Source organism: Synechococcus sp. WH 8101 (genome assembly GCF_004209775.1).
In the GTDB taxonomy this organism is placed as follows: Bacteria; Cyanobacteriota; Cyanobacteriia; order PCC-6307; family Cyanobiaceae; genus Synechococcus_C.
The window spans coordinates 2,299,216-2,322,750 of the sequence record NZ_CP035914.1 but is presented as its reverse complement, the minus strand read 5'-3'; the positions used below and the strand labels follow the sequence as shown (position 1 = coordinate 2,322,750).

Annotated in this window: 19 protein-coding genes, 2 tRNA genes and 3 rRNA genes; 13 read left to right on the top strand and 11 right to left on the bottom strand. The window is 61.7% G+C overall.

Features of this window, described 5'->3' with window-relative positions; translation table 11 throughout:
• The first annotated feature begins 7 nt into the window (after positions 1-7).
• Positions 8-949 carry a vitamin K epoxide reductase family protein gene (locus tag SynWH8101_RS12380; protein ID WP_130130009.1) on the top strand — a complete coding sequence of 314 codons (942 nt, stop codon included), beginning with the start codon at positions 8-10 and terminating at the stop codon, positions 947-949.
• Positions 950-964: 15 nt separating this feature from the next.
• Here SynWH8101_RS12380 and nadB read toward each other — a convergent pair whose 3' ends face one another.
• From nadB to SynWH8101_RS12365, 3 genes are all read right to left on the bottom strand, one after another.
• Positions 965-2,647: an L-aspartate oxidase gene (nadB, locus tag SynWH8101_RS12375; protein ID WP_130130008.1), complete on the bottom strand. Its 1,683-nt coding sequence runs from the start codon at positions 2,645-2,647 to the stop codon at positions 965-967.
• Positions 2,648-2,728: 81 nt separating this feature from the next.
• Positions 2,729-3,106: a photosystem II complex extrinsic protein PsbU gene (psbU, locus tag SynWH8101_RS12370; RefSeq protein ID WP_130130007.1), complete on the bottom strand. Its 378-nt coding sequence runs from the start codon at positions 3,104-3,106 to the stop codon at positions 2,729-2,731.
• Positions 3,107-3,218: 112 nt separating this feature from the next.
• Positions 3,219-3,977, bottom strand: a complete 759-nt coding sequence (locus SynWH8101_RS12365; RefSeq protein ID WP_130130006.1) for a DUF3120 domain-containing protein — start codon at positions 3,975-3,977, stop codon at positions 3,219-3,221.
• A gap of 111 nt (positions 3,978-4,088) precedes the next feature.
• Here SynWH8101_RS12365 and SynWH8101_RS12360 point away from each other — a divergent pair, with 111 nt between their 5' ends.
• The 11 genes from SynWH8101_RS12360 to SynWH8101_RS12310 all read left to right on the top strand — a co-directional run bounded on the left by SynWH8101_RS12360 (position 4,089) and on the right by SynWH8101_RS12310 (position 16,332).
• Positions 4,089-4,949, top strand: coding sequence for an undecaprenyl-diphosphate phosphatase (locus tag SynWH8101_RS12360; RefSeq protein WP_130130005.1), 861 nt, complete (start codon positions 4,089-4,091; stop codon positions 4,947-4,949).
• Between the two features lie 19 nt (positions 4,950-4,968).
• The gene (locus SynWH8101_RS12355; protein ID WP_130130004.1) at positions 4,969-6,366 is read left to right on the top strand and encodes a TIGR03279 family radical SAM protein; all 1,398 of its coding nucleotides are present in this window, start codon (positions 4,969-4,971) and stop codon (positions 6,364-6,366) included.
• 24 nt (positions 6,367-6,390) lie between these two features.
• Positions 6,391-8,118 carry a TolC family protein gene (locus SynWH8101_RS12350; RefSeq protein WP_130130003.1) on the top strand — a complete coding sequence of 576 codons (1,728 nt, stop codon included), beginning with the start codon at positions 6,391-6,393 and terminating at the stop codon, positions 8,116-8,118.
• Positions 8,119-8,124: 6 nt separating this feature from the next.
• Positions 8,125-8,928, top strand: coding sequence for an inositol monophosphatase family protein (locus SynWH8101_RS12345; protein ID WP_130130002.1), 804 nt, complete (start codon positions 8,125-8,127; stop codon positions 8,926-8,928).
• A gap of 633 nt (positions 8,929-9,561) precedes the next feature.
• A 16S ribosomal RNA gene (locus SynWH8101_RS12340) occupies positions 9,562-11,046 on the top strand.
• Between the two features lie 185 nt (positions 11,047-11,231).
• Positions 11,232-11,305, top strand: a tRNA-Ile gene (locus SynWH8101_RS12335).
• Positions 11,306-11,314: 9 nt separating this feature from the next.
• A tRNA-Ala gene (locus SynWH8101_RS12330) sits at positions 11,315-11,387 on the top strand.
• A 443-nt stretch (positions 11,388-11,830) separates the two neighbouring features.
• Positions 11,831-14,696 (top strand): 23S ribosomal RNA (locus SynWH8101_RS12325).
• A gap of 110 nt (positions 14,697-14,806) precedes the next feature.
• Positions 14,807-14,923: ribosomal RNA gene (gene rrf, locus SynWH8101_RS12320) — 5S ribosomal RNA — on the top strand.
• The 16S, 23S and 5S rRNA genes sit together here with 2 tRNA genes alongside, the layout of an rRNA operon.
• Positions 14,924-15,060: 137 nt before the next feature.
• Positions 15,061-15,966 (top strand): YihY/virulence factor BrkB family protein, encoded by a 906-nt coding sequence (locus SynWH8101_RS12315; protein ID WP_130130001.1) that lies wholly within the window; start codon positions 15,061-15,063, stop codon positions 15,964-15,966.
• 33 nt (positions 15,967-15,999) lie between these two features.
• Positions 16,000-16,332 (top strand): hypothetical protein, encoded by a 333-nt coding sequence (locus SynWH8101_RS12310; RefSeq protein WP_130130000.1) that lies wholly within the window; start codon positions 16,000-16,002, stop codon positions 16,330-16,332.
• Between the two features lie 32 nt (positions 16,333-16,364).
• Here SynWH8101_RS12310 and SynWH8101_RS12305 read toward each other — a convergent pair whose 3' ends face one another.
• The 8 genes from SynWH8101_RS12305 to SynWH8101_RS12275 form a co-directional block, all read right to left on the bottom strand.
• A complete protein-coding gene (locus tag SynWH8101_RS12305; RefSeq protein WP_130129999.1) occupies positions 16,365-16,733 on the bottom strand; it encodes a DUF2834 domain-containing protein in 369 nt (122 codons plus the stop codon).
• Positions 16,730-17,035, bottom strand: coding sequence for an exodeoxyribonuclease VII small subunit (xseB, locus tag SynWH8101_RS12300; protein ID WP_130129998.1), 306 nt, complete (start codon positions 17,033-17,035; stop codon positions 16,730-16,732). The genes SynWH8101_RS12305 and xseB overlap by 4 nt, the downstream gene beginning before the upstream one ends.
• Before the next feature lie 5 nt (positions 17,036-17,040).
• The gene (xseA, locus tag SynWH8101_RS12295; protein WP_130129997.1) at positions 17,041-18,198 is read right to left on the bottom strand and encodes an exodeoxyribonuclease VII large subunit; all 1,158 of its coding nucleotides are present in this window, start codon (positions 18,196-18,198) and stop codon (positions 17,041-17,043) included.
• Positions 18,188-18,364: a hypothetical protein gene (locus SynWH8101_RS14225; protein ID WP_165380990.1), complete on the bottom strand. Its 177-nt coding sequence runs from the start codon at positions 18,362-18,364 to the stop codon at positions 18,188-18,190. The genes xseA and SynWH8101_RS14225 overlap by 11 nt, the downstream gene beginning before the upstream one ends.
• 101 nt (positions 18,365-18,465) lie before the next feature.
• A complete protein-coding gene (locus SynWH8101_RS12290; protein WP_007101469.1) occupies positions 18,466-18,612 on the bottom strand; it encodes a chlorophyll a/b-binding protein in 147 nt (48 codons plus the stop codon).
• Between the two features lie 105 nt (positions 18,613-18,717).
• The gene (gene hrpB, locus SynWH8101_RS12285; RefSeq protein WP_130129996.1) at positions 18,718-21,300 is read right to left on the bottom strand and encodes an ATP-dependent helicase HrpB; all 2,583 of its coding nucleotides are present in this window, start codon (positions 21,298-21,300) and stop codon (positions 18,718-18,720) included.
• A gap of 229 nt (positions 21,301-21,529) precedes the next feature.
• On the bottom strand, positions 21,530-21,913 hold the full coding sequence (locus tag SynWH8101_RS12280; RefSeq protein WP_130130527.1) for a hypothetical protein: 384 nt from the start codon (positions 21,911-21,913) through the stop codon (positions 21,530-21,532).
• 61 nt (positions 21,914-21,974) lie between these two features.
• On the bottom strand, positions 21,975-22,220 hold the full coding sequence (locus tag SynWH8101_RS12275; RefSeq protein ID WP_130129995.1) for a DUF2973 domain-containing protein: 246 nt from the start codon (positions 22,218-22,220) through the stop codon (positions 21,975-21,977).
• Positions 22,221-22,364: 144 nt separating this feature from the next.
• On the opposite strand from SynWH8101_RS12275, the gene SynWH8101_RS12270 reads away from it, so the two are divergent.
• Positions 22,365-23,501 (top strand): trypsin-like peptidase domain-containing protein, encoded by a 1,137-nt coding sequence (locus tag SynWH8101_RS12270; RefSeq protein ID WP_254427970.1) that lies wholly within the window; start codon positions 22,365-22,367, stop codon positions 23,499-23,501.
• The last annotated feature ends 34 nt before the right edge of the window (positions 23,502-23,535 follow it).

Genomic DNA, 23,535 nt, shown 5'->3' with positions numbered 1-23,535 from the left:
TGTGTTCATGGCCACCACCCGCCTCACCAGTCGCCGCCGGCAGGACTCCGGATCGAAATGGGTGCGCATCGCCATGGCCGTTCTGGCCACGGTGGGGGTGATCGATACGGGTTCGATCACCTTGAAGCGGTGGGGGCTGCTCGGGTCCCTTAGCTGCCCTGGCGGCGCCGAGGGCTGCGACAAGGTGCTCAACAGCGCCTGGGGAACGATCGCCCGAGGAGATGGCTTCAGTATCCCCCTTTCCTTTGTGGGACTGCTGGCCTATCTGGCCGTGCTGGTGATGGCGATTCTTCCCCTGCTCCCGGGGCTGGCGGAGAACAAAACCGATCTGTCTCGCCGCACCTGGTGGGGCCTTTTCACGGTGGCGACGGGTATGGCCGTGTTCAGCCTCGTGCTCGTGGGGCTGATGGTCTTCAAGATCCAGGCCTTCTGTTTCTTCTGCGTGCTCTCGGCCCTGATCTCGCTGACCCTGCTCGTGCTGGCCGTGGCGGGAGGGGGCTGGGAGGATCCGGCGCCGCTGCTGTTCCGGGGCGTCTTGCTGGCGCTGGCCGTTCTGTTGGGCGGTCTGATCTGGGCTTCGGTGGTGGATCCCGACCGTCCGGGTGCCCCGGTCACCGGTCCGGGCGCACCGCCTGCGGTCACCACCGCTAGCAATGCCTCCACCCTCGCTCTTGCCGAGCACCTCACCGCCTCCGGTGCGGTGATGTATTCCGCCTATTGGTGCCCCCATTGCCACGAACAGAAGGAGCTCTTCGGTAAGGAAGCCACCGAACAACTCAAGGTTGTGGAATGTGCGCCGGATGGCCAGAACAGCCAAACCAAGCTCTGCCAGCAGAAGGGCATCGAGGGATTTCCCACCTGGGAGATCAACGGCAAGCTGGATTCGGGTGTGAAGCCTCTGAAATCCCTGGCCCGGCTCTCCGATTACAAGGGGCCTTCTGACTTCTGATCGCTTGCGGCGGCTTCAGCGGTTGATGGGGCGGGTGCTGATCGCCTGGCCCCATTGCTGCCTGGAGTGGCATTGCCATTGGGGCATCGGCCAGGGGGCATCGTTGCGGTAGTGCCCGCCGCGACTCTCCCGGCGGAACAGGCAGGCTTCCAACAGCAGGGCGCTGGCCCGGAGTCGGTGCTGCAGATCGAGCAGCAGATTCAATTCGCGCCGACTGCGTTCCTCCAGATGATGCTGCGCGTCCACCGCCTGGGTCTCCACCAACTGCACCGGTGCTTGAGCCTCGAGGCGCGTCAGCTCGGAACGGGCCAGCCTTAGGGCCTGATCCATGGCGCGGGCATCCCGATCAACGCCGGCCACCTGCCAGCAGCGTTGTCGCCAGATCTCGATGCTGGCGATCATGGTGTCGACGCTCAGTTCGCTGCGGTGCTCCAGCGCCCTTGCGTCGGAGCTTGGGGTGACTTGGCTGGAGAGGGCCACGGCCGGCGACCTTTCCGGCAGTGCGATCTGCCGCAGCTGCCGGGCGAACACGAGGCATTCCATCAGGGAGTTGCTGGCCAGGCGATTGGCGCCGTGGAGGCCGGTGCAGGCCACTTCTCCCACGGCGAACAGACCCGGCAGGTTGGTGGCGGCCTGCAGATCCGTGGCCACGCCCCCCATCCAGTAGTGGGCGGCAGGCGCCACCGGGATCGGCTCCTTCAGGGGGTGGAGGCCGAAGCTCTGGCAGCGCTCCAGGATCGTGGGGAAGCGTTGGCGCGCCCGCTCCTGCGGAATCGGGGTCAGATCCAGCCCCATGTGGTCGCTGCCCTGCTCCTGCATGGCCCGCACCAGGGCGCGACTCACCTGATCGCGTGGCGCAAGGTTGCCACCCGCGAGCTGGGCCACCGGGTTGCCGCCCCTGGCATCCACCAGCACGGCCCCCTCACCCCGCACGGCTTCGGAGATCAGAAAGCAGGGGGCGCCGCTCAGCCGCAGGGCCGTGGGATGGAATTGCACGAATTCCAGATCCTCCACCGCCGCACCGGCCCGCCAGGCCAGCGCCACCCCCTCGCCACAGGCCTGGGTGGGATTGGTGGTGTTGGCATAGAGGTGGCCACCGCCGCCGGTGGCCAGCACCACGGCCCGGGCTCCGATCCAGCGCAGGGTCGGGCCATCGAGCACCTGCACACCGCAACAGCGGCCCCGGTCCACCCAGAGGCGTGTCACCCTCACTCCGCGGCGGTGCAGCAGCCCGTCCCGCTGTTCAACGCGCTCTCGAAGCACGTCCACCAGGGCCCTGCCGGTGCGGTCTTGCACATGCAGCACACGATGGTGGCTGTGGGCCGCCTCCAGGGTGGTGGCGAGGCTGCCATTGCTGTTGCGATCGAAGGCCATGCCCAGCTGTTGCAGGCGTGCGACGCAATCGGGTGCGGTCTCTACCAGCAGGTTGACCGCGTCCTGATCACAGAGGCCGGCACCAGCGCGCACGGTGTCGCTGGCATGGCTGGCGGCCGTGTCGTTGGGGCGTGTCACGGCGGCGATGCCCCCCTGGGCCCAGCGACTGGAGGAACGGCGCCCGGTGTTGCGGTTGAGCAGCAAAATGCGCAGGCCCGCGGGCAGCTCCAGACAGGTCATCAGCCCGGCGGCGCCGGCACCGACGACAATCACATCCCAGGGGCCCGGGGGAATCGGCTCATTCCATGGCTGCTGCGGGGTCATGACATCAACCAAAAAACCGCCGGGTGCTCCGGCGGTTCGGAATGAGACGCATCCTGATGGACCGCGAGCTCAGAGAGGGAATTAGCGGTATTGACCGTCGTTGATGCGGTCAAAACCTTCATTGAGGGCAATCGACGGTGCGGTCACCACAAAATTGTCGCGGTACTTCTCAAACAGCTCCTTCTGGCGCTCGGTGAGATCGAGATTGAGCACGTCATCGACGCTGTCGTAAGGCCCACCGAGCACGATCTTGCCAGCCAGGGTTGGGTACATCCCAGGGAACTGCTGGAAACGGCGCACCGAGGAATTGTTCAGATCAACCTTGTCACCCCGTTCGGCGATTTTGTCGTCGGCAACGTTGCGCAGGTCATCCGCATACACAGCGGCGGGAGAGAGCAGGCCCAGCACCAGGCCGGCCATCAGCATCACACCAGTCAGCCAGGAGACCAGCCGCTTCATCGGAATACTCCGTCAGGGATCGGAACGAGACTGCCGGCAGTGCCGGTGAGGAAACCTTACAAGTGCGTCCCAGCCAATCTCCGCCGCGAGGCAGGAGCTTTTGCAGTTCGTTTCAGATCAGGCCGCTCAGGCTCGGTTGAAGGGTGGCCGACAGGAGAAACAACCCGTCGATCACCAGCGTGGTGACCAACACGGCGGCGGCCACGGTCCAGCTCGGATCGCCGCTGCTATCGCTGACACCGCGCTGGCGCAACGCCTGGGCCAGGCCGAGGATCAGTGCGGCGAAGGCCGCCAGAATGGCGATGGAGCCTGGCTGCTGCAGGCTGATTGCCGCTTCATGCAACAGCGGCTGAGCCTGATCGAGCGGCGCGTTCAGCACCTGGGGCCAAAGCCGCATCACTCCCGTGAGGGCCATCGCCAGGTCGGTGAGTGCCGTGCCTAGCAGGGAGGAGAGATAGAAGGCGCAGCCGAGGCGCCAGCGACTGTTGAGCCCCGCGAGCGCCAGGGGCAGGGCCATCGCTTCCACCGGTAGATGCCAGGCCGGATGCACGCGCAACCAGCCCCAGAACACTGTGCCCGCCAGCCAGCTACCGCTGAAGCCGAGCAGGAGCCCGCCGGCACGGGAGCGGGAGGGCTCTTGCTGAACCCCCAGGCTGATCGCCACCGCCAGCAGAACCACGGTGAAGGCACCGGCGCTGAAGGGGTGCAGGCGTACCCAGGGAGCCTGCAGAAAGACCGGTAACACCACAAGCGCGGCGGCCCAGCGCCCGGCCTGACTGGGGGCTTTGAGCCTTGGAAGCGTCAGAACCAGGTTCTGATCGTTGAGCGCATCGGGGCTGACAGCAGCCGTTCTGATCAGGCCGCTCGACAACCGACCGCCTCCAGATGTGAAGAAAGAAGTGAAACCTTAGAAGATGTCTCCGTGCCAACGCTGGTGCCCAGAGGCATTGGGACATAGCGTTCCAGAGCTTTTCAGCCTCCAATGACCGACGTTGCCACCGCGCCTGGACTCCTGGAGGCCTGTTGGCGCAACCTTGTGCTCGGTGTGGTGCAGGGGTTGACGGAATTTTTGCCGATCAGCAGCACCGCCCATCTCAAGATCGTGCCGGTACTCGCCGGTTGGGGGGATCCCGGCGTGTCGGTGACCGCCGTGATCCAGTTGGGCAGCATCGTCGCGGTGATTGCCTATTTCCGTCGCGATCTGCAGGAGGTGCTGCAGGGCATTAGCCATGCGATCGGTCGGGGGCAGTGGCGGGAGCCGGAAGCCCGTCTTGGCCTCGCCATGGCCATCGGCACGGTGCCGATCCTGATCGCCGGTCTGGCGATCAAGTTGTTCTGGCCTGGCTATGAAACATCGCCGCTGCGCAGTGTTCCCGCCATTGCTGTGGTGTCGATCGTGATGGCGCTGCTGCTCGCTCTGGCCGAGAAGATCGGCCCTCGGTTGAAGCAGCTCACCCAGGTGGAGGGGCGGGATGGTCTTGTGGTGGGTCTGGCTCAGGTGCTGGCCCTCATTCCTGGTGTGTCCCGTTCCGGCAGCACGCTGACGGCTTCTCTCCTCGATGGCTGGCAGCGCCAGGACGCTGCCCGGTTCTCCTTTCTGCTCGGGATTCCTGCCATCACCATCGCCGGTCTGGTGGAGCTGAAGGGCGCCTTCTCTGAGCCCAGCGGCGGCGGGGTGTTGCCTCTGCTGGTCGGCATCGTTGCGGCGGCGATTGTGTCTTGGTTGGCGATCGACTGGTTGATCAAATACCTCCAGCGGCACAGCACCTGGATCTTTGTGATCTACCGGTTGCTCTTCGGAGTGCTGCTGCTGGTCTGGTGGTCCGGCTCCGCATCAAACTGAGACCATCTGCTGCAACGGCGTGTGGAATGAGCCCACCGCAGGGGTCGCCTCGTCGGCTCTGCGTCCCGACTCGGCATCGAGACAGCCCGCCCCGGCGGTCGTGGCCGCGGTGGAGCCCGGCTCGATCGGGGAGCAGTTGGGCTTTGAGCCCGGGGATCAGCTCCTCAGCATCAACGGCATTCGGCCTCGCGATCTGATCGATTACCGGTATCTGATCGTGGAGGAAGACCTGCACCTGGAAGTGCGCGATGCGGCGGGGGAGCACCACGCCGTCGATCTCGAGAAGGAGGCCGATGACGGCTTGGGCCTGCAGTTCACCGAAGCCTTGTTCGATGGCCTGCGCCAATGCAACAACCACTGCCCCTTCTGCTTCATCGATCAGCAGCCGCCAGGGCATCGCAGCAGCCTCTACCTCAAAGACGACGACTATCGCCTCAGCTTTCTCTACGGCTCTTACCTCACCCTCACCAATCTCACGGATGCCGACTGGCAGCGCATTGAGAGCCAGCGCCTCTCCCCGCTGTTTGTGTCGGTGCATGCCACCGATCCGCAGTTGCGCAGCCGACTGCTCGAGAACCCCCGCGCAGCCTTGCTCATGGACCAACTGCGTTGGTTCGCGGAGCGAGATCTGCAGATCCATGCCCAGGTGGTGGTCTGTCCGGGGCTGAACGATGGCGAAGCTCTGGATCGCACCTTGGAGGATCTGGCGCAGTTTGCCGCAGGCGACTGGCCCGCCGTGCTTTCGGCGGCCGTGGTGCCCGTGGGGCTCACCCGGTTTCGGCCGGCTGGTGATGGCCTGGTGCCGGTGGATCCAGCGCAGGCCCGCGTTGTGATCGCCCAGGTGGAGCGCTGGCAGAACCGTTTCCAGGAGCGTCTCGGCAGTCGTTTCGCCTGGCTGTCGGATGAGTGGTATCTGATTGCTGGACTGCCCTTGCCGCCGAGGGACGCCTATGAAGATCTCCCCCAGCAGGAAAACGGCGTCGGCAGCATTCGCGCCTTCCTGGAAGCGCTCGATCAGGCCAGCCTCGAACTGCCGGAGCGCGCTGTGCGGCCGCTGCGCAGCAGTTGGGTGGTGGGGCGACTGGTGGAACAGGCGCTGGCTCCGGTGGCGGCGCGCCTCAATGCGGTGGATGGGGTGTCGCTCCGCCTTTACGGCTTGCCCAGCCCCTACTGGGGGCAGGATCAGGTGGTAACAGGCCTGCTCACAGGGGAGGATCTGATCAGAGGTCTGGCTGGCTGCGATCTCGGCGATCAGCTGTTGCTGCCGTCGGTGATGTTGCGCCAGGGAGAGCCGGTGTTTCTGGATGACATGACGCTGGAGGCCCTCGAGGCGGCCTTGCCCGTTTCGATTCGAATCGTGCATGGAGCAGCTGACATCGTTGCCGCCGCTCTCGGAGACACCGCCAAAAGCCACTAAGCTCCGTCGAGATTATTTGTTGCCGTGCGCCGGTCTGCTGCCAGCTGTCTTCTCCTCTCAGGCGTTCTCGCTGCTGGCGTTCCCCTGCAGGTGCGCGCTCAGGCTGAATCGGCTGAAGCTCCAGTCGGCTCCGAAGCCGCCCAGGCCGGCGCTCTGATCGATCAGTCCACCCTGCCCACGGCGATTGAGCTCAAGGGCACCCGTCCGCAGGCTGATCCTTCCGTACTGGCGCCTGCGGCCACCACCCTTCCAGACGACCTGGCGCCCCTGCAGGCCCCCCCCAATCTCGCCCTGCCCGACAAGCCCGCCCAGGTGCGCATCCGTGAGCTCCGTCCGCTCACCTTGCAGCAAGCCGAGCGGCTGATGGAGGTCAACAACCCCAGCCTCAAGGCGGTCAAGAGCCAGGTGGACCAGGCGAAGTCCCAGTTGCGTGCCGCCATTTCCTCCTGGTACCCCACGGTCAACCTTTCAGCGAATGGCCTTCCCCAGTATTTCGCTGGTGAGCGTCAGGATTTCGGATCCAATCGCTTCATCAACCCCACCACAGGCCTTCAGGAAGAAGATGGTCAGCTCACCAACAGCAGCCAGTGGACGGCGAATTTTGCTGCTCAGGTGCAGTGGAACCTGATCGATCCGGCTCGGGTTCCCCAGATCGCTGCCGCTCGCGACAATTTTGAAAAGGCCCGTGACACTTATTTGATCACGCTGCGGGAACTGCGACTTCAGGCTGCGACGGCCTATTTCGAGCTGCAGCGTTCTGATGAGGAGGTGCGTATTGGTCAGCAGTCGGTGCGCGCCTCCTTGGTGAGCCTCAAAGATGCCCGCGCCCGCTTTCAGGCCGGGGTGGCCACCAAGCTGGAGGTGCTCGAGGCCGAGACCCAGCTCGCTCGCGACCAGCAGGTGCTCACCAATGGCTTAAGTCGCCAGAGCCAGGCCCGTCGCTCCCTCGCTGCCCTGCTCGATCTGCCCCAGGACGTCAGCCCCACCGCTGCCATGCCGGCTGAAGTGATCGGCATCTGGCAGCCCTCCCTTCAGGAGAGCGTGGTAGCCGCCTACGCCTTCCGCGAGGAACTCGATCGCATCATCCTCGACATCTCGATCAGCAACAGCAACGCCAACGCTGCCCTTGCAGCTGTGCAGCCGATTCTGTCGATCTACAACACATTCCAGACCGGCCGTTATTCCGGTGAAACCAACGCCATCCCACCGGTGGAAACCGATTACTATGGTTGGAATCTTGATAATGCTGTCGGGCTTTCTGCCACCTGGAATATTTTTGATGGGGGTCGTGCCCGGGCTGAGTACCGCCGCAACAAGCAGAGAGCGCAGGAGAACGAATTCAACTTCGCGGCAGAGCGCGACCGCATCCGTAATGAGGTCGAAGACAGCTATTACGACCTGCGCAAAGCCAACCAAAACATCTTCACGACGTCTCGCGAGGTGCTTTCAGCACGAGAGTCATTGCGACTGGCTCGACTGCGTTTTCAGGCTGGTGTGACCACCCAAAGGGAAGTGGTGGATACCCAGCGGGACCTCACCCAGGCCCAGGTGCGCTACGCCGATTCCATTCTTCTCTACAACAACAGCATCGCTCAGTTGCGTCGGCGCACTGGTCTGGATCAGGTCGAGGCCTGTCAGGCCGCGAAGTTGCCTGCCGAGAGGCCCCCTGAAGACGACACCTATCTGGTGCCGATTGAGCCATCACCGAATCGCCCCGCCTGCATCGCCTCCCAGGTCGCAGCACAGGGATAAATCGGCGTGGTGGCCTCTCCGCTCACTGCCCAGCAGCTGAATGGCGTCCATCAGCTCCTGGATCGGGTCGCTGAACGCCAACGACAGGATTTCGGCCACATCGTCTCGGATGTCAAGCCAGACGGCACCCTGATCACGGCCTGTGATCGCTGGAGCGACGCCACGATCGTGGCGGGATTGGCGTCTATGGCCCCAGGGGAAGGGGTGCTCAGTGAGGAGGGGGTGAAATCGGTTCCTGAGAGTCCGGCCTATTGGGTGGTGGATCCGCTGGATGGCACCACCAACTTCGCTGCCGGCATTCCCTATTGGGCCATTTCTGTCGCTCGTTGTGTGGACGGGCAGCCGATGGAGGCATTTTTGGAGGTGCCCTCCCTTCGTCAGCGCATCGTGGCGATTCGCGGCAAGGGTGCCTGGCGCAATGGCAAACGCCTCACGCCCCAGACCCGCTTGGCGGCTGACAGCGCTTGCGTGTCGCTCTGCAGTCGGGCGATCCGTGTGTTGCAGCACCGCCCCGACCATCCCTTTCCCGGGAAGATCCGTTTGCTGGGCGTTGCCAGCCTCAATTTGCTCAGTGTGGCGATGGGCCAAACCGTAGCCGCGCTCGAAGCCACGCCGAAGATCTGGGATTTGGCGGCGGCTTGGTTGGTGTTGACGGAGTTGGAGTGCCCCCTGCGCTGGTTGGCGGCGAATCCGGGCGATCTGCGGCCGGGGATGGACCTGGCGGAAGCGGATTTCCCTGTTCTGGCGGCCGCGTCCTCTCAACAGCTCGATCGCCTGATGCCTTGGGGTGAGGCGCTTTTGGGCCGCTGAAGCCGAGCCAGTTGCTTGCCCCCTGGGTTCTGAAGTTGCGTGTTCAGGGGTTGATGGGTTATGTTTTTGGACTGCGCGGGGGGCTGAGGCCTGAAGCGCAGCCGAGAGGCGAGAGAAGCGAGAGCTGCTTGCGTCAATCGGTGCTTACGAGACCAAGAGGAGCGATCCGACGGTGTTGTAAGTTTCACAAGCGGTCGCGAGAGACCGCACCGCCCACCGCTCCTGAAGAGGGAGCGCGACGGCAGAACCTGGACAATCAAAAAGTTTAGGAACTGACGCTTTCATTGCGTCTGATCCGGCCAAGGAGCTGAGAGGTTCATTGGAGTGGATGAGATGAGAAGCGATGAAGGTGTGAGGTCCCGTCAAACATTTTATGTTGCGTTGAAGTCATTCGCTGCAACAGGGAAGTTTTCACGAGCTTCTGTGTTGCCGGTGTGCGAATTGATGGAGCGACAAACCGGATCTGAGATCCTGGAAAGTCACGAGGGAGAGATTCTAAGTGCACTCTTTGAACCCTTCTGTCAGAGGAAGGAGGCCTCAACTGCGATTGTGTACGCCAGTGCATGATTGTGGGTGACGCAAATCATTTTGAGTGTGTTGCTTGAGAGAGCAAGATGCAAGAGGAAATGATCTACAACGGAGAGTTTGATCCTGGCTCAGGATGAACGCTGGCGGCGTGCTTAACACATGCAAGTCGAACGAACCTTCGGGTTAGTGGCGGACGGGTGAGTAACGCGTGAGAATCTGCCCTCAGGAGGGGGACAACAGCTGGAAACGGCTGCTAATACCCCATATGCCGCGAGGTGAAACGAATTTCGCCTGAGGATGAGCTCGCGTCTGATTAGCTAGTTGGTGGGGTAAAGGCCTACCAAGGCATCGATCAGTAGCTGGTCTGAGAGGATGATCAGCCACACTGGGACTGAGACACGGCCCAGACTCCTACGGGAGGCAGCAGTGGGGAATTTTCCGCAATGGGCGAAAGCCTGACGGAGCAACGCCGCGTGAGGGATGAAGGCCTCTGGGCTGTAAACCTCTTTTCTCAAGGAAGAAGATCTGACGGTACTTGAGGAATAAGCCACGGCTAATTCCGTGCCAGCAGCCGCGGTAATACGGGAGTGGCAAGCGTTATCCGGAATTATTGGGCGTAAAGCGTCCGCAGGCGGCCCTTCAAGTCTGCTGTTAAAAAGTGGAGCTTAACTCCATCGTGGCAGTGGAAACTGTTGGGCTAGAGTGTGGTAGGGGCAGAGGGAATTCCCGGTGTAGCGGTGAAATGCGTAGATATCGGGAAGAACACCAGTGGCGAAGGCGCTCTGCTGGGCCATAACTGACGCTCATGGACGAAAGCCAGGGGAGCGAAAGGGATTAGATACCCCTGTAGTCCTGGCCGTAAACGATGAACACTAGGTGTCGGGGGAATCGACCCCCTCGGTGTCGTAGCCAACGCGTTAAGTGTTCCGCCTGGGGAGTACGCACGCAAGTGTGAAACTCAAAGGAATTGACGGGGGCCCGCACAAGCGGTGGAGTATGTGGTTTAATTCGATGCAACGCGAAGAACCTTACCAGGGTTTGACATCCTGCGAATCTCCTGGAAACGGGAGAGTGCCTTCGGGAACGCAGTGACAGGTGGTGCATGGCTGTCGTCAGCTCGTGTCGTGAGATGTTGGGTTAAGTCCCGCAACGAGCGCAACCCACGTCTTTAGTTGCCAGCATTCAGTTGGGCACTCTAGAGAGACCGCCGGTGATAAACCGGAGGAAGGTGTGGATGACGTCAAGTCATCATGCCCCTTACATCCTGGGCTACACACGTACTACAATGCTACGGACAAAGGGCAGCAAACTCGCGAGAGCTAGCAAATCCCATAAACCGTGGCTCAGTTCAGATCGTAGGCTGCAACTCGCCTACGTGAAGGAGGAATCGCTAGTAATCGCAGGTCAGCATACTGCGGTGAATACGTTCCCGGGCCTTGTACACACCGCCCGTCACACCATGGAAGTTGGCCACGCCCGAAGCCGTTACTCCAACCCTTGTGGAGGAGGACGTCGAAGGTGGGGCTGATGACTGGGGTGAAGTCGTAACAAGGTAGCCGTACCGGAAGGTGCGGCTGGATCACCTCCTAACAGGGAGACACACAATGATTTTGATGCCTGAGTACTTTTATTCTTAGGTCAAAATCCTGTCACCTTAGGTCGATCGGTACCTCAGCTTTGAATTCATCTGATTTGTAGAAATACAAATGGAGATGGAATCAATTCTTAGTTCCTAAACTTTGTCTAGGTCACACCCCAAAAGGGATGAGACTCCTGGGCCATTAGCTCAGGTGGTTAGAGCGCACCCCTGATAAGGGTGAGGTCCCTGGTTCAAGTCCAGGATGGCCCATTCGGTGTTGGGGGTTTAGCTCAGTTGGTAGAGCGCCTGCTTTGCAAGCAGGATGTCAGGAGTTCGAGTCTCCTAACCTCCACTGACCGAACGTGATCCCCAGCTCCTATTTTTGGAGTTGAATGATTTTGGTGTGTGATTTAGATGTGTCCGCTGGAGACCCCAGCTTCCTGTCATTCTGAGATTCAATCATGGATTGAATTTTAGTTGATAAGATGCTGGGCTCGAATCAGGTGTCAGGGTTATCGCGAGATAGCTTTTTCGTTTTGATTTGAAGTCTAGCAGAACCTTGACAACTGCATAGGTGAGTCTGGAAAGAATAAAGCATCTCATGGATGATGCATTCTTTCAGTATTGTTACCCGAAAGGGTGATGGTAATGAGAGGATGTGAATTCTAGAGCAAGAGCCGAGACTCCATGGTGTTCTTCTGCTTGTGTCGAGCAAGTGGGAGTTTGATTGTTGATTCTGAAAGGAATCAATGAGAATCTGTTTTCAACAACAGCAAGCATGATGGAGATTAATTTGGTCAAGCTACAAAGGGCTCACGGTGGATACCTTGGCACACAGAGGCGATGAAGGACGTGGTTACCTGCGATAAGTCTCGGGGAGCTGGAAACACGCTTTGATCCGGGAATTTCCGAATGGGGCAACCCCTAGAACGGCTACCTGAATCCATAGGGTAGCGCGAGCCAACCCAGCGAACTGAAACATCTTAGTAGCTGGAGGAAAGGAAAGTAAAAACGACTCCCTCAGTAGCGGCGAGCGAACGGGGAAGAGCCTAAACCGATGGTTTCGACCATCGGGGTTGTGGGACAGCAATGTGGACCAACAAACCTAGAAGAAGCGTTTGAATGGCGCGCCACAGAGGGTGAAAGCCCCGTATTCGAAAGGAGCGTTGGCCTAGCTGTATCCCGAGTAGCACGGAGCACGTGAAATTCCGTGTGAATCCGCGAGGACCACCTCGTAAGGCTAAGTACTCCTGTGTGACCGATAGCGAAACAGTACCGCGAGGGAAAGGTGAAAAGAACCCCGGGAGGGGAGTGAAATAGAACATGAAACCGTGAGCTTACAAGCAATGGGAGCCCGACTGATCGGGTGACCGTGTGCCTGTTGAAGAATGAGCCGGCGACTTATAGGCACTGGCGGGTTAAACCGGAAATGGTGGAGCCATAGCGAAAGCGAGTCTGAATAGGGCGTTTGTCAGTGTTTATAGACCCGAACCCGGGTGATCTAACCATGGCCAGGATGAAGCTTGGGTGATACCAAGTGGAGGTCCGAACCGACTGATGTTGAAAAATCAGCGGATGAGCTGTGGTTAGGGGTGAAATGCCAATCGAACCCGGAGCTAGCTGGTTCTCCCCGAAATACGTTGAGGCGTAGCGTCTCGTGCTCCAGCAGGGGGGTAAAGCCACCATTTCGGTGCGGGCTGCGAGAGCGGTACCAAATCGAGATGAACTCTGAATACCCTGTGTGTAGCGAGGCAGTCAGACTGTGGGGGATAAGCTCCATGGTCGAGAGGGAAACAGCCCAGACCGCCAGCTAAGGTCCCCAAATCAACGCTAAGTGATAAAGGAGGTGGGATTGCCCAGACAACCAGGAGGTTTGCCTAGAAGCAGCCATCCTCAAAGGAGTGCGTAATAGCTCACTGGTCGAGCGATCCTGCGCCGAAAATGAACGGGGCTAAGCGTTGTACCGAAGCTGCGGATTTATGGTAGGGGAGCGTTCCATGTGGGGTGAAGCGTTAGCGTGAGCGGGCGTGGACTGCATGGAAGTGAGAATGTCGGCTTGAGTAGCGAAAACATGGGTGAGAATCCCATGCACCGAAACCCTAAGGGTTCCTCCGGCAGGCTCGTCCGCGGAGGGTTAGTCTGGACCTAAGGCGAGGCCGAAAGGCGTAGTCGATGGATAACAGGTCAACATTCCTGTACCGGTTATGTTTTGGGAAGAGGGACGGAGAAGGCTAGCCAAGCCAGATGTTGGTTACTGGTTCAAGCGTTCGAGGCGTTGAGGATCGGCGAAAACGATCCGAGCTGAGGCGTGAGTACGAGCTGCTACGGCAGCGAAGTTGGTGACGTCATGCTTCCAAGAAAAGCTCTATACCCGTTAAGGCATAACTGCCAGTACCCGAAACCGACACAGGTGGGGTGGTAGAGAATACCGAGGTGCGCGAGGTAACTCTCTCTAAGGAACTCGGCAAAATGGCCCCGTAACTTCGGGAGAAGGGGTGCCAGCGCGAGCTGGTCGCAGTGAAGAGTCCCAGGCGACTGTTTACCAAAAACACAGGTCTCCGCTAAGTCGCAAGACGATGTATGGGGGCTGACGCCTGCCCAGTGCCGGAAGGTTAAGGAAGCCGGTCAGCGTAAGCGAAGCTGGCGACTGAAGCCCCGGTGAACGGCGGCCGTAACTATAACGGTCCTAAGGTAGCGAAATTCCTTGTCGGGTAAGTTCCGACCCGCACGAAAGGCGTAACGATCTGGGAGCTGTCTCGGAGAGAGGCTCGGCGAAATAGAATTGTCTGTGAAGATGCGGACTACATACACCCGGACAGAAAGACCCTATGAAGCTTTACTGTAGCTTGGTATTGTGCCCGGGCTCTGAATGCGCAGGATAGGTGGGAGACGTTGATCTAGTGCTTGTGGGTGCTAGGGAGTCAATGGTGAGATACCACTCTTTCAGAGCTAGGGTTCTAACGTTCACCCGTTATCCGGGGAGCGGACAGTATCAGGTGGGCAGTTTGACTGGGGCGGTCGCCTCCTAAAAGGTAACGGAGGCGCGCAAAGGTTTGCTCAGGCTGGTTGGAAATCAGCCGACGAGTGCAAAAGCAGAAGCAAGCTTGACTGTGAGACCTACAAGTCGAACAGGGACGAAAGTCGGCTTTAGTGATCCGACGGTTCTGAGTGGAAGGGCCGTCGCTCAACGGATAAAAGTTACTCTAGGGATAACAGGCTGATCTCCCCCAAGAGTTCACATCGACGGGGAGGTTTGGCACCTCGATGTCGGCTCATCGCAACCTGGGGCTGAAGTCGGTCCCAAGGGTTGGGCTGTTCGCCCATTAAAGCGGTACGCGAGCTGGGTTCAGAACGTCGTGAGACAGTTCGGTCCATATCCGGTGTATGCGTAGGAACATTGAGAGGATTTCTCCCTAGTACGAGAGGACCGGGAGGAACGCACCTCTGGTGTACCAGTTATCGTGCCAACGGTAAACGCTGGGTAGCCATGTGCGGAGTGGATAACCGCTGAAAGCATCTAAGTGGGAAGCCCACCTCAAGATGAGTGTTCCCATGGGGTAACCCAGTAAGGTCACGGGAAGAACACCCGTTGATAGGCTCTACGTGGAAGTCCAGTAATGGATGCAGCGGAGGAGTACTAATAGACCGAGGGCTTGACCAAACCATTGGTTCTTGCCCAAGAGACATGTTTTATTCCATCCAGACGTAGCAACCTCTGTTGCGACAACCTATGCAGTTCTCAGGGTTCACCCCCTAGAGAATTGAAACTATCCTGGTGTCCATGGCGCTGTGGTCCCACTCCGATCCATCTCGAACTCGGTTGTGAAACGCAGCAGCGGCGACGATATTTGGGGGGTAGCCCCCTGAGAAAATAGCTCGATGCCAGGTAAAACAATTCTCAACCCATCGCAATCGGATCGGAGTATTCCATCCCGTTGCGCTGAAAAGCCACCCTCTCGGGGTGGCTTTTTTGTTGTCTGCACCCCCGAACGCTACCGTTGAGGCGTGGTGAAGGTTCAAGGTTGATGCGTCGGTGGCTTGTCTGGAAGCGCGTTGTGCGTTCGCTGTGGCAAGCCTATGTGCGCTGGGCGGAATGCGACTGCGTCGATCTCAGTGCCGCGTTTGCGTATTACACGCTGCAATCCATCTTTCCTCTCCTGCTGATTGTCCTTGCGGTCACCTCCTGGTTTTTGGGGCGACAAGAAGGGCTGGATCAGCAAATTGTTGATTACACCGCTGGAATTTTGCCGCCCATGGCGGTTGGTATTGTCCAAACCACTCTTGAGCAGCTGATCCGGCAAGGGGTTGGTGCTGGCCTTTTAGGCGCAGGTGTTTTATTGGTGACGGCAGGAAATGTGTACCTTACGCTTCAGCGTGGTGCCGACAGAATATGGCTTGATTACTACCCAGATGCTGCCCCGAATGCCAATTGGCATCAGCAGGTGATTCAGTTCCTGAGGGTGCGTTTAGAGGCTTTCTTTTTGGTGATTCTGATTGGTCTTCTGATCGTTCTCGATCAGATCAGCGCCAATCTGCGCATGATTCCAGCCACGGCATTGCATCGCTCGCTTGAAGGGTTGCCCTGGCTGGATCAGGCACTCCGGCGCATTCCTGTGCTCTCGTTTGGTCAGTTTTTAGTGCCCTGTCTGGGCTTTGCTGGCATGGCATTGCTGCTGCAGTTTTTCTTGCCCAGTCGCCGCGTTCCTTTGCGCCCCTTGATCCCAGGCGCTTTTTTGATCGGTGTGTTGCTCACGGTGCTCAATCTCGCTGTGAGCCGAAGTATCCTTTCGCTTGGATCTCGTTATCAGGCCTATGGAGTGATTGGCAGCGTGCTTGTGCTCACACTCTGGGTTTGGACGGTGGGCGTGGTGATTTATTTCGGTCAATGCTGGAGCGTGGTTCTGGCGAAACAGCGCTTGAAACGCTTCTGATCGGCCACACTGAGGATTGCGCTGCGACGATTTGTGCTTCGCCCTACTCCTCTGGTCTGGATTCTCGTTCTTGTGCTGTTGCTGCTCCCCAGCCCGGCCGGGCGTGCCCTTCTGGATGTGGCCGGTGGTGTGGTGCTGTTTCTGCTGGCGTTGCCCCTCATCCTCGGTGGTCTGGGCTGGCTCGGTTGGACCTTGCTCCAGCGGCGTATGGTCGCATGCCCTTCCTGCGGGGTGATGAGCTTCTCCCCTGGGGAGCGATGTCGTGTCTGTGGCGCTGAACTCCCAACACCGGCGTCTGTGGAGCCCGATTCGGCCCCGGCGAGTGAGATGACGGTGGATGTGCAGGCTGAAGATGTGGAGGGATGAAGCTGTGCTGGAACGGGCTCACCTTCCGGCGATCATGCCTGGGCCTCAGGCTCCAGTTCGCTCAGGCGTCGTTCCCGTAAATAGAGAAACAGCGGTCCTCCGCAGGCGAAGGAGATGGAGACACAGGCAAGCAGACAGATCCACCAGCCCTTTACCTGGAGCCGTTTGGCTTCGGCAAGGATCCAGATGGTGAAGGCACTGGCCGCAATCAGCAGATCTCGACTGAGGGAGCGGGCCGCAGGATTGATCGTGGCATCCTGAATGAAGGCCAGAAGGTCGAATCCACCCGGATTGCTTTGCATGAAGTCAAGATTGGCCTGCCACGGCAGGATGGCTCCAGCCAGCGCGAGCAGGAGATAGATCCAGCGACGGATGGAGCTTTGCCGTTGTGTTGATGTCATGCCGTGGTGTCTGCTGGGTCATTCGCCGCCATGGTGTCACTATCCAGCTCCAGCACGGATTGCTCGAGTTGGCTGAGCAGGGCATGACAGTGCTCGAGATAGATCTGTCCGCGGCGATGGGCCCGCTCCAGTTCCGCCAGGGGGATGTCGTCGTTCTGAAGATGGCTCAGCAGAAGATCCGCCGCTTGCAGGGCCTCCTCGTAGGAGAGCGAGGCCACATCCTTCCGCCACTGGGCGTTCTCCTGCTCTCTTGGGTCCGGCGAGGGGCCTGAGGTGGCTTCTTTGGCAGAGCGGCGTGGCATCGGCTTCAGTCGGAGCGATCGCGTGCATAAATGGCGGTCGCCTGCACGTCGACGCGCCCGTCGTTGAGGCGGACGATCAGGGATTCGCCCTGTTCAACCTCATGCACGCTGCGCAGGACCTCTCCAGACGGGCGTTCCAGCATCGCAAAACCTCGTGCCAGCCAGCGACTCGGGGCCAGGGCGGCGAGCAATTGCAGGCGCTGTTCGAGGCGGTCGCGCCTTCGTTGCAGAAGGATCCTGGGATGGTGCTGGCTCCACTGCTGTTGGCGGTGTTCCAGCTGTTGCCGTTCCCGCTGCAGCACCCAGTGGCGTTGATCGCGCCAGCGGCGTTGGCGCAGTGTTACGTCTTCGAGGGCCTGGCTGCGGCAGGGCAACAGCCGAACGATGGCGGCCGTTGGCGTGGCGGCCCGATGATCCGCCACCAGATCCGCCACCGTGAGGTCGTCTTCGTGGCCGATGCCGGTGACGAGGGGCACCGGACTCTGGGCCAGCAGGCGACATAGGGCGTCGTCATCAAACACCATCAGATCCTCTCGGCTTCCCCCGCCACGGGCGAGCACAATCGCCTTGATCCCAAGACGAGAACTGGCGGGGTAAAGCCGCGTGAGCACCTCGCTGATCCGCCCTGCTACCTCCCCTTGCACTGGAATCGCCAGCACCAACAACTCGGTGAGCGGCCAGCGTTCCCTCGCCGTGCGCAGCATGTCGGCCAGGGCTGAGCTGGGGACGCTGGTGAGGAGGGCAATCCGGCTTGGATAGGCCGGCAGGGGGCGACGTCGGGCCGGATTGATCACGCCCTCCTCTTCCAGCTGCGTCCGCACCGCTTCAAAGCGGCGCTGCACGGTGCTCAGGCTGGGACGGATGTCGAGCACCTGCACCGCCAGGCTGGCGCGTGTCGCCCAGAAATTGAGCTTGCCCACCACGCGCACGCCTTCGCCATCACCGGGCACATAGGCGAGTTGACGCAGTTTGGAGGCCCAGGCCACGGCGCTGATGCTGGCGTCACCATCGGTGAGGGTCATCCAGAGATGCCCTTTCTTCACCTGGGGCCGCGATACCGTCGCGTCCACGAGAAACCGTGGCGCAAAACCCCGTTCCAGCAGGGATCCGATGGAGCTGTTCAGCTCCTGAACCGAATAGGTGGGTGGTGCGTCAGCGCTCAAGATGTCGGTAAGCCAGGCCCCAGCTCAGGCAGAGGACGCTAAAAAGAAGGGTCAGGATCAGTCCGGGAGTGGACTGGATCTGGGTGGCGCAGATCGCCAGGGCCACGAGGGCGCTGCTGAGCAGGCGGGCCCCATCGCGGCGATTGTTGGCAAAGAGAGGTGGCAAGGGGGGCGACTCGATCGCGTCACTCTCGCGCAGGGGGGCTCGGCCATAAAAAAGCCCCGCCGTCGGGCGGGGATTGGGCAGGCGCCCAGCGTTGGCAGGCTTCAGCCGAGGCCGATCTGGCTGAGGATGCCCTGGCCGGTGAGCAGTTCGGTGCCCAGGCCGATCACGAAGCCGAGCATGGCCAGGCGGCCGTTCCAGGTTTCAGCAAAGTTGACGAAGCCGAAGCGGGGTTGAGCGTTGTCGGACATGGGATTGGAGTGGCTCCAGGACCAACTCAACGTAACAAACAATTGAGATGCCTTGACTGTTGCGAGCGAGACATTGTGGCCGGTTCATGGTTCGGATCTCCGCCCTCAGCTCGGATGGCTGTGTTGGTGGCGTTGGGGCCGGGCGCTGGCGACCGCCGTGAGCGGGTCTTCCGGCCAGGGATGTTTCGGGTAGCGGCCACGCATCTCCCGTCGCACATCACGGTAACTGCCGCGCCAAAACCCTTCGAGATCCTGGGTGCGTTGCAGGGGGCGACCCGCAGGTGACAGGAGCTCCAGCGTGACCGGAACCCGATCGCCCAGCACTCTCGGACTCTGGCGACAGCCGAACATCTCCTGCAATTTCACGGCCAGGCAGACCTCGCCCTCTCGGTACTGCAGACGGGCCAGCCGACCGGAGGGGATGGTGATCGCCTCCGGAAGGTGTTGATCGAGGCTCTGGCGCAGCTCCCAGGGCAGGTCGCCCCAGAGGGCGTGGATCAACTCCGATTCCTGAACGCTTTGCCAGCTGTGATGGCCCTGCAGGCAGGCGGTCAGCCAGGCCGCCGGATGGGTTGCCAGATGCTTCCACGAGCGCTGGGGCCAGGGGGAGCCGTGGTGTTGCTGCATCAGGTCCAGGCGTTTCTGCAGCTGTTCACTGCGTGGCCCCCAGGGCAGAACCTCCAGGCCGTCGCTCTGGAGGCGCTCCAGCAACAGGGCGACGGCCTGGTGATCATCGGCTTGACAGGGTTGGGGTGTCCCGATCGTGAGGGCCCCGAGCCGCCAACAGCGTTCGCTGCGAACCCGTTGGTGCTCCGGATCCCAAGTCACCGACTCCTGCCAGCTCCCTTCGCGTTTCGCCAGCTGGTCCAGCCAGTCCATCGGTAGTGGCAAGGCGAGGCGGATCCGGGCATTGGCCCCATCCAGATCGAGGCGCGCCACCGCCAGCGCCTGCGCCTGATGCAGGCGATCGTGGGCCGGCAACTGGGCGCCTCGGCCCTGCCGCAGCAGGTAGCGGCCTGGCTGACCTGGGCGCGGCAGGGCGATCCATCCGGGGAAGGCTGTAGCCAGCAGCAAGGCGGCCAGCTCCTCCCGGTTGGAGGTGTCAGGGCTGTCGCCCCAACGCTCCAGCGGCCCGTTGCTCAGGAGGGGGGGCAGGGCATCCAGCTGGCGCAGCAGTTGGCTGCTGAGCTTGCGGACCGCGGTCTGGCGCTCCCCGTTGCGGACAGCGAGCCAGTGCAGGCGGGCGCCGAGATCGCTGCCGTGCTCCTGGGGGTTGAGGGGATCGCGTTCGCTGAGGAGGGCTGCCAGGTCGGCTCCCAGGGGGCTGCAGTTCCAGTGACGGGCCTGCAGCAGCGCCAGGCCCAGGCGCGGATGGGTGCCCAGCCGGGCAAGCTGACGGCCGAGGGGGCTGCAGAGGCCGTTGGGCTCCAGGACGCCCAGGTCGATCAGCTGTTGGCGTCCCTCGTGCAGGGCGGGTGGTGGTGGTGGATCCAACCAGTTCAGGCCGTCCCCAAGGCCGGCCCCCCACAGCGCCAGGTCCAGCACAAGGGGCTGGGGATCGGTGCGCAGCAGCTCCGGTGGATCCTGTGCCGGTCGGCGCTGCTGCTCAGCCGGTGACCAGAGCCGTACGCACCGGCCCGGAGCCTGTCGTCCGGCCCGCCCGCGTCGCTGGTCGGCGCTGGCCAGGCTGGCGGGCACCGTTTCCAGGCCTTCCATGCCGGTGCCGGGGTCGTAGCGGCTGCGGCGGCTGAGGCCGCTGTCGATCACCAGCCGCACGCCGTTGAGGGTCAGGGAGCTTTCGGCGATCGACGTGGCCAGCACGATCCGTCCGGCCCACCGTGATGGGCAGGGGCGCAAGGCTGCGGCCTGGCGCTCGAGTGACTGTTGGCCATGGAGGCTGCTGACGTCCCAGTGCTTCAGGCTGGCGCTGGTGTCGATCAGCCTGCGGCATTGGTCGATCTCCCGCAGCCCAGGCAGAAACACGAGCACGGTTGGGGCGCCCAGACCGACTGGGGGCTGGCTGTCGAGCAGGGGCAGGGCGTGGGTCTCCAGAGCCCGAAGCACCGTGCGGTTGAGCGGTTCCTGCGGCCGGGGCGGCAGGTGATGGGTGTCAACGGGGTAGGCGCGACCTTCGCTGGTGAGCAGTGTGGCGTTGGGTAGGCGGCCTGCGAGCGCCCCCAGATCCAGGGTGGCCGACATCAACACCAGGCGCAGATCCGGTCGCACCAGGTTGCGGGCATCGCGCACCAGGGCCAGGGCCAGGTCGCTGTCACGACCGCGCTCATGGAACTCATCAAAAATCACGCAGTCGATGCCCTCCAGCTCCGGATCGGCCTGAAGGCGACGAAGAAACAGCCCAGCGGTGACCACCTCCACCCTGGTGCGGCTGGAGCGCTTCTGTTCGTGGCGCACGGCGTAGCCGATGCGTTCGCCGACAGGTTCCCCTAAGTGATCGGCCAGGCTCGCGGCAGCAGCCCTGGTGGCCAGTCGGCGCGGCTCGAGCATCACGATGTTTCCCTCCAGGCCCGTGATGCCTGGAATGGCACCCAGCAAGGCCAGGGGAACCCTGGTGGTTTTGCCCGCACCGGGAGGGGCTTGGAGCAGAACGGTGGCACCCTCTGACAACGCCTGCTGGAGTTCGGGCAGCAGGGGCTCAATCGGCAGGGGTGCCGTTGATGGTGCTGGCAAGACGACTCAGATCCAGACGACTCAGCTGAACAGATTCGGCAAGCCCAACAGGAGGATGCTGCTTAAGGCACCCATGGCGGCGAGCAGCCGGACCAGGGGGCCAAGGGAGTGACGAAGGGTGGCCATGAAGAAAACCTTAAAGGCCGAACTCTTTTCGGTCTAGCCCTGCCTGAGTCATTCCGCTGTCGTGCTTTGTACGCCTTCACAACTCAGTGCACGCCTTCACATCTCAGCGCACGTGCCGGGCACCATCCACCGGGTGGTATTCCTCGCTGGTCAATTCTTCGTAGACGATCGCCGGCAGTCCCGTCTCAAACATGGTCTGGAGCGCCTCTTTCAAATAGGGATTCCAGCCACCCGTGCTCACGTCGCCGTGTCGCACCGTCCAATCCCAGGTGCCCTGAAGATCCCTTGGAATGCGACCTTCGCGATCACGCCGTGCCACGAGGTCGAGGGATTCCACCAGCCCCACCTGGATCGGCTGCTTGCCGTAGGCCGGGGTGAGACTCAGTTCCAACCGGACCGGATCTTCCTTGAGCAAGCGCAGCCGGAAGCGGGGGGGCAGTTTCACCGACTTGATCACCGCTGCAACGATCCGTGTCCGTTGATCCAACTGGGCATCCCCCTGAAGAGTCCTACCGGCGCCGTTCACAGGCGACCATTCCCAACCTTATTCAGTCGGGGTTCTCGGTCGATTCCTGATCAGGGCTGAAACGCACGGTCAGCAGTTCTTCCTCGGTCAGTCGCCCCTCCTGGTCGAGGAGCTCCGGGTGCACCGTGATCTGACCGGTCCGATCGCTGGAGGGTCGGTTGGTGGGCTGTCGGGCAGCTCCAAAGCCCTGGCCCATCACCCGAAACGCCTGCCAGAGCAGGCCGATGAAGACGGCGCCGTAGATGAGGGGAAACAGGCTGTTCAGCATGACTCACGTCGGCTGACACCATCATCGCCGTCTTTGTGCCTCACAGTGGACGCATTCGGTCACGGCTTGGTCGGAGATTGCGACTGTGTTGAGCGGGGTTCTCTGCCTACGTTCAAACAACCTCGTCCGTCGCTGTTGCAGGGCATGTCCCGATCCGTCACCGCTCCTTTGGTCTGGGCCACTGCAGTGGTGGCATCGCTACCGCTGGGGCTGACAGCGCCGCCCCCAGCGCAGGCGGCCGCCGCCTCGGCACGGGCCCTGTCGGCTCAGTCGTTTGTCTCAGCCGCTGTGCAGCGCAGTGGTCCTGCTGTGGTGACGCTCGACACACAGCGCACCGTGACCTCGGGCGCCGTGGGCGGCCTGCCTGGTGGGCTTCGGCTCGATCCCTTTCTGCAGCGCTTCTTTGGATTGCCGCAGGTCCCCACCGCTCCGCGCTCCCGGGTGGAGCGGGGACAGGGCAGCGGGGTCATCTTCGATGCCTCCGGCCTGGTTCTGACCAATGCCCACGTGGTCGAGAAGGCCGATCAAGTGATGGTGGGTCTTCCGGATGGGCGTCGGGTCGCCGGACGGGTGCTCGGCCAGGACACCCTCACCGATCTGGCGGTGGTGCGGTTGGCCGAGAGCGGTCCATGGCCCACAGCTCCACTTGGGGATTCCGACCGCCTGCAGGTGGGGGACTGGGCGATCGCGGTCGGCAACCCCTTCGGCCTGGAGAACACGGTGACCCTGGGCATCGTCAGCAATCTCAATCGCAATGTGTCCCAGCTCGGCATCTCCGGCAAGCGCCTGGATCTGATCCAGACCGATGCCGCGATCAACCCCGGAAACTCCGGCGGGCCCCTGCTCAATGCCAATGGCGAGGTGGTGGGGATCAACACCCTGGTGCGCTCCGGCCCCGGGGCGGGCCTGGGTTTCGCCATTCCGATCAACCGGGCCCGGGCGATCGCGCGTCAACTGGCTGAGCAGGGGAGGGCCAGTCATCCGATGGTGGGGATCGGCCTGTCCTCGGTGCCCTCGCCCCGGCCTGGCGCCCCGGCTCCGTCAGGTGCCGTGGTGCGTTCGTTGGTGCCTGGAGGACCAGCGGCCCGGGCCGGCGTTCAGGTTGATGATGTGATCGTGGCGATCGGGGGCGCGGAGGTGCCCAGCCCCGCGGCTGTCGTCAGTGCGATCGACCGGCATGGCGTGGGCCGTCCCCTCAGCCTCAAGGTGTTGCGTGCCGGTCAGCCGGTCAGCCTGTCCATCACCCCCGTGGACATGAGTGCGTTGCCAGCAACGCGTTAGGGAAGCTCTGGGCAACGCCGGTTTGAGCGGCGCG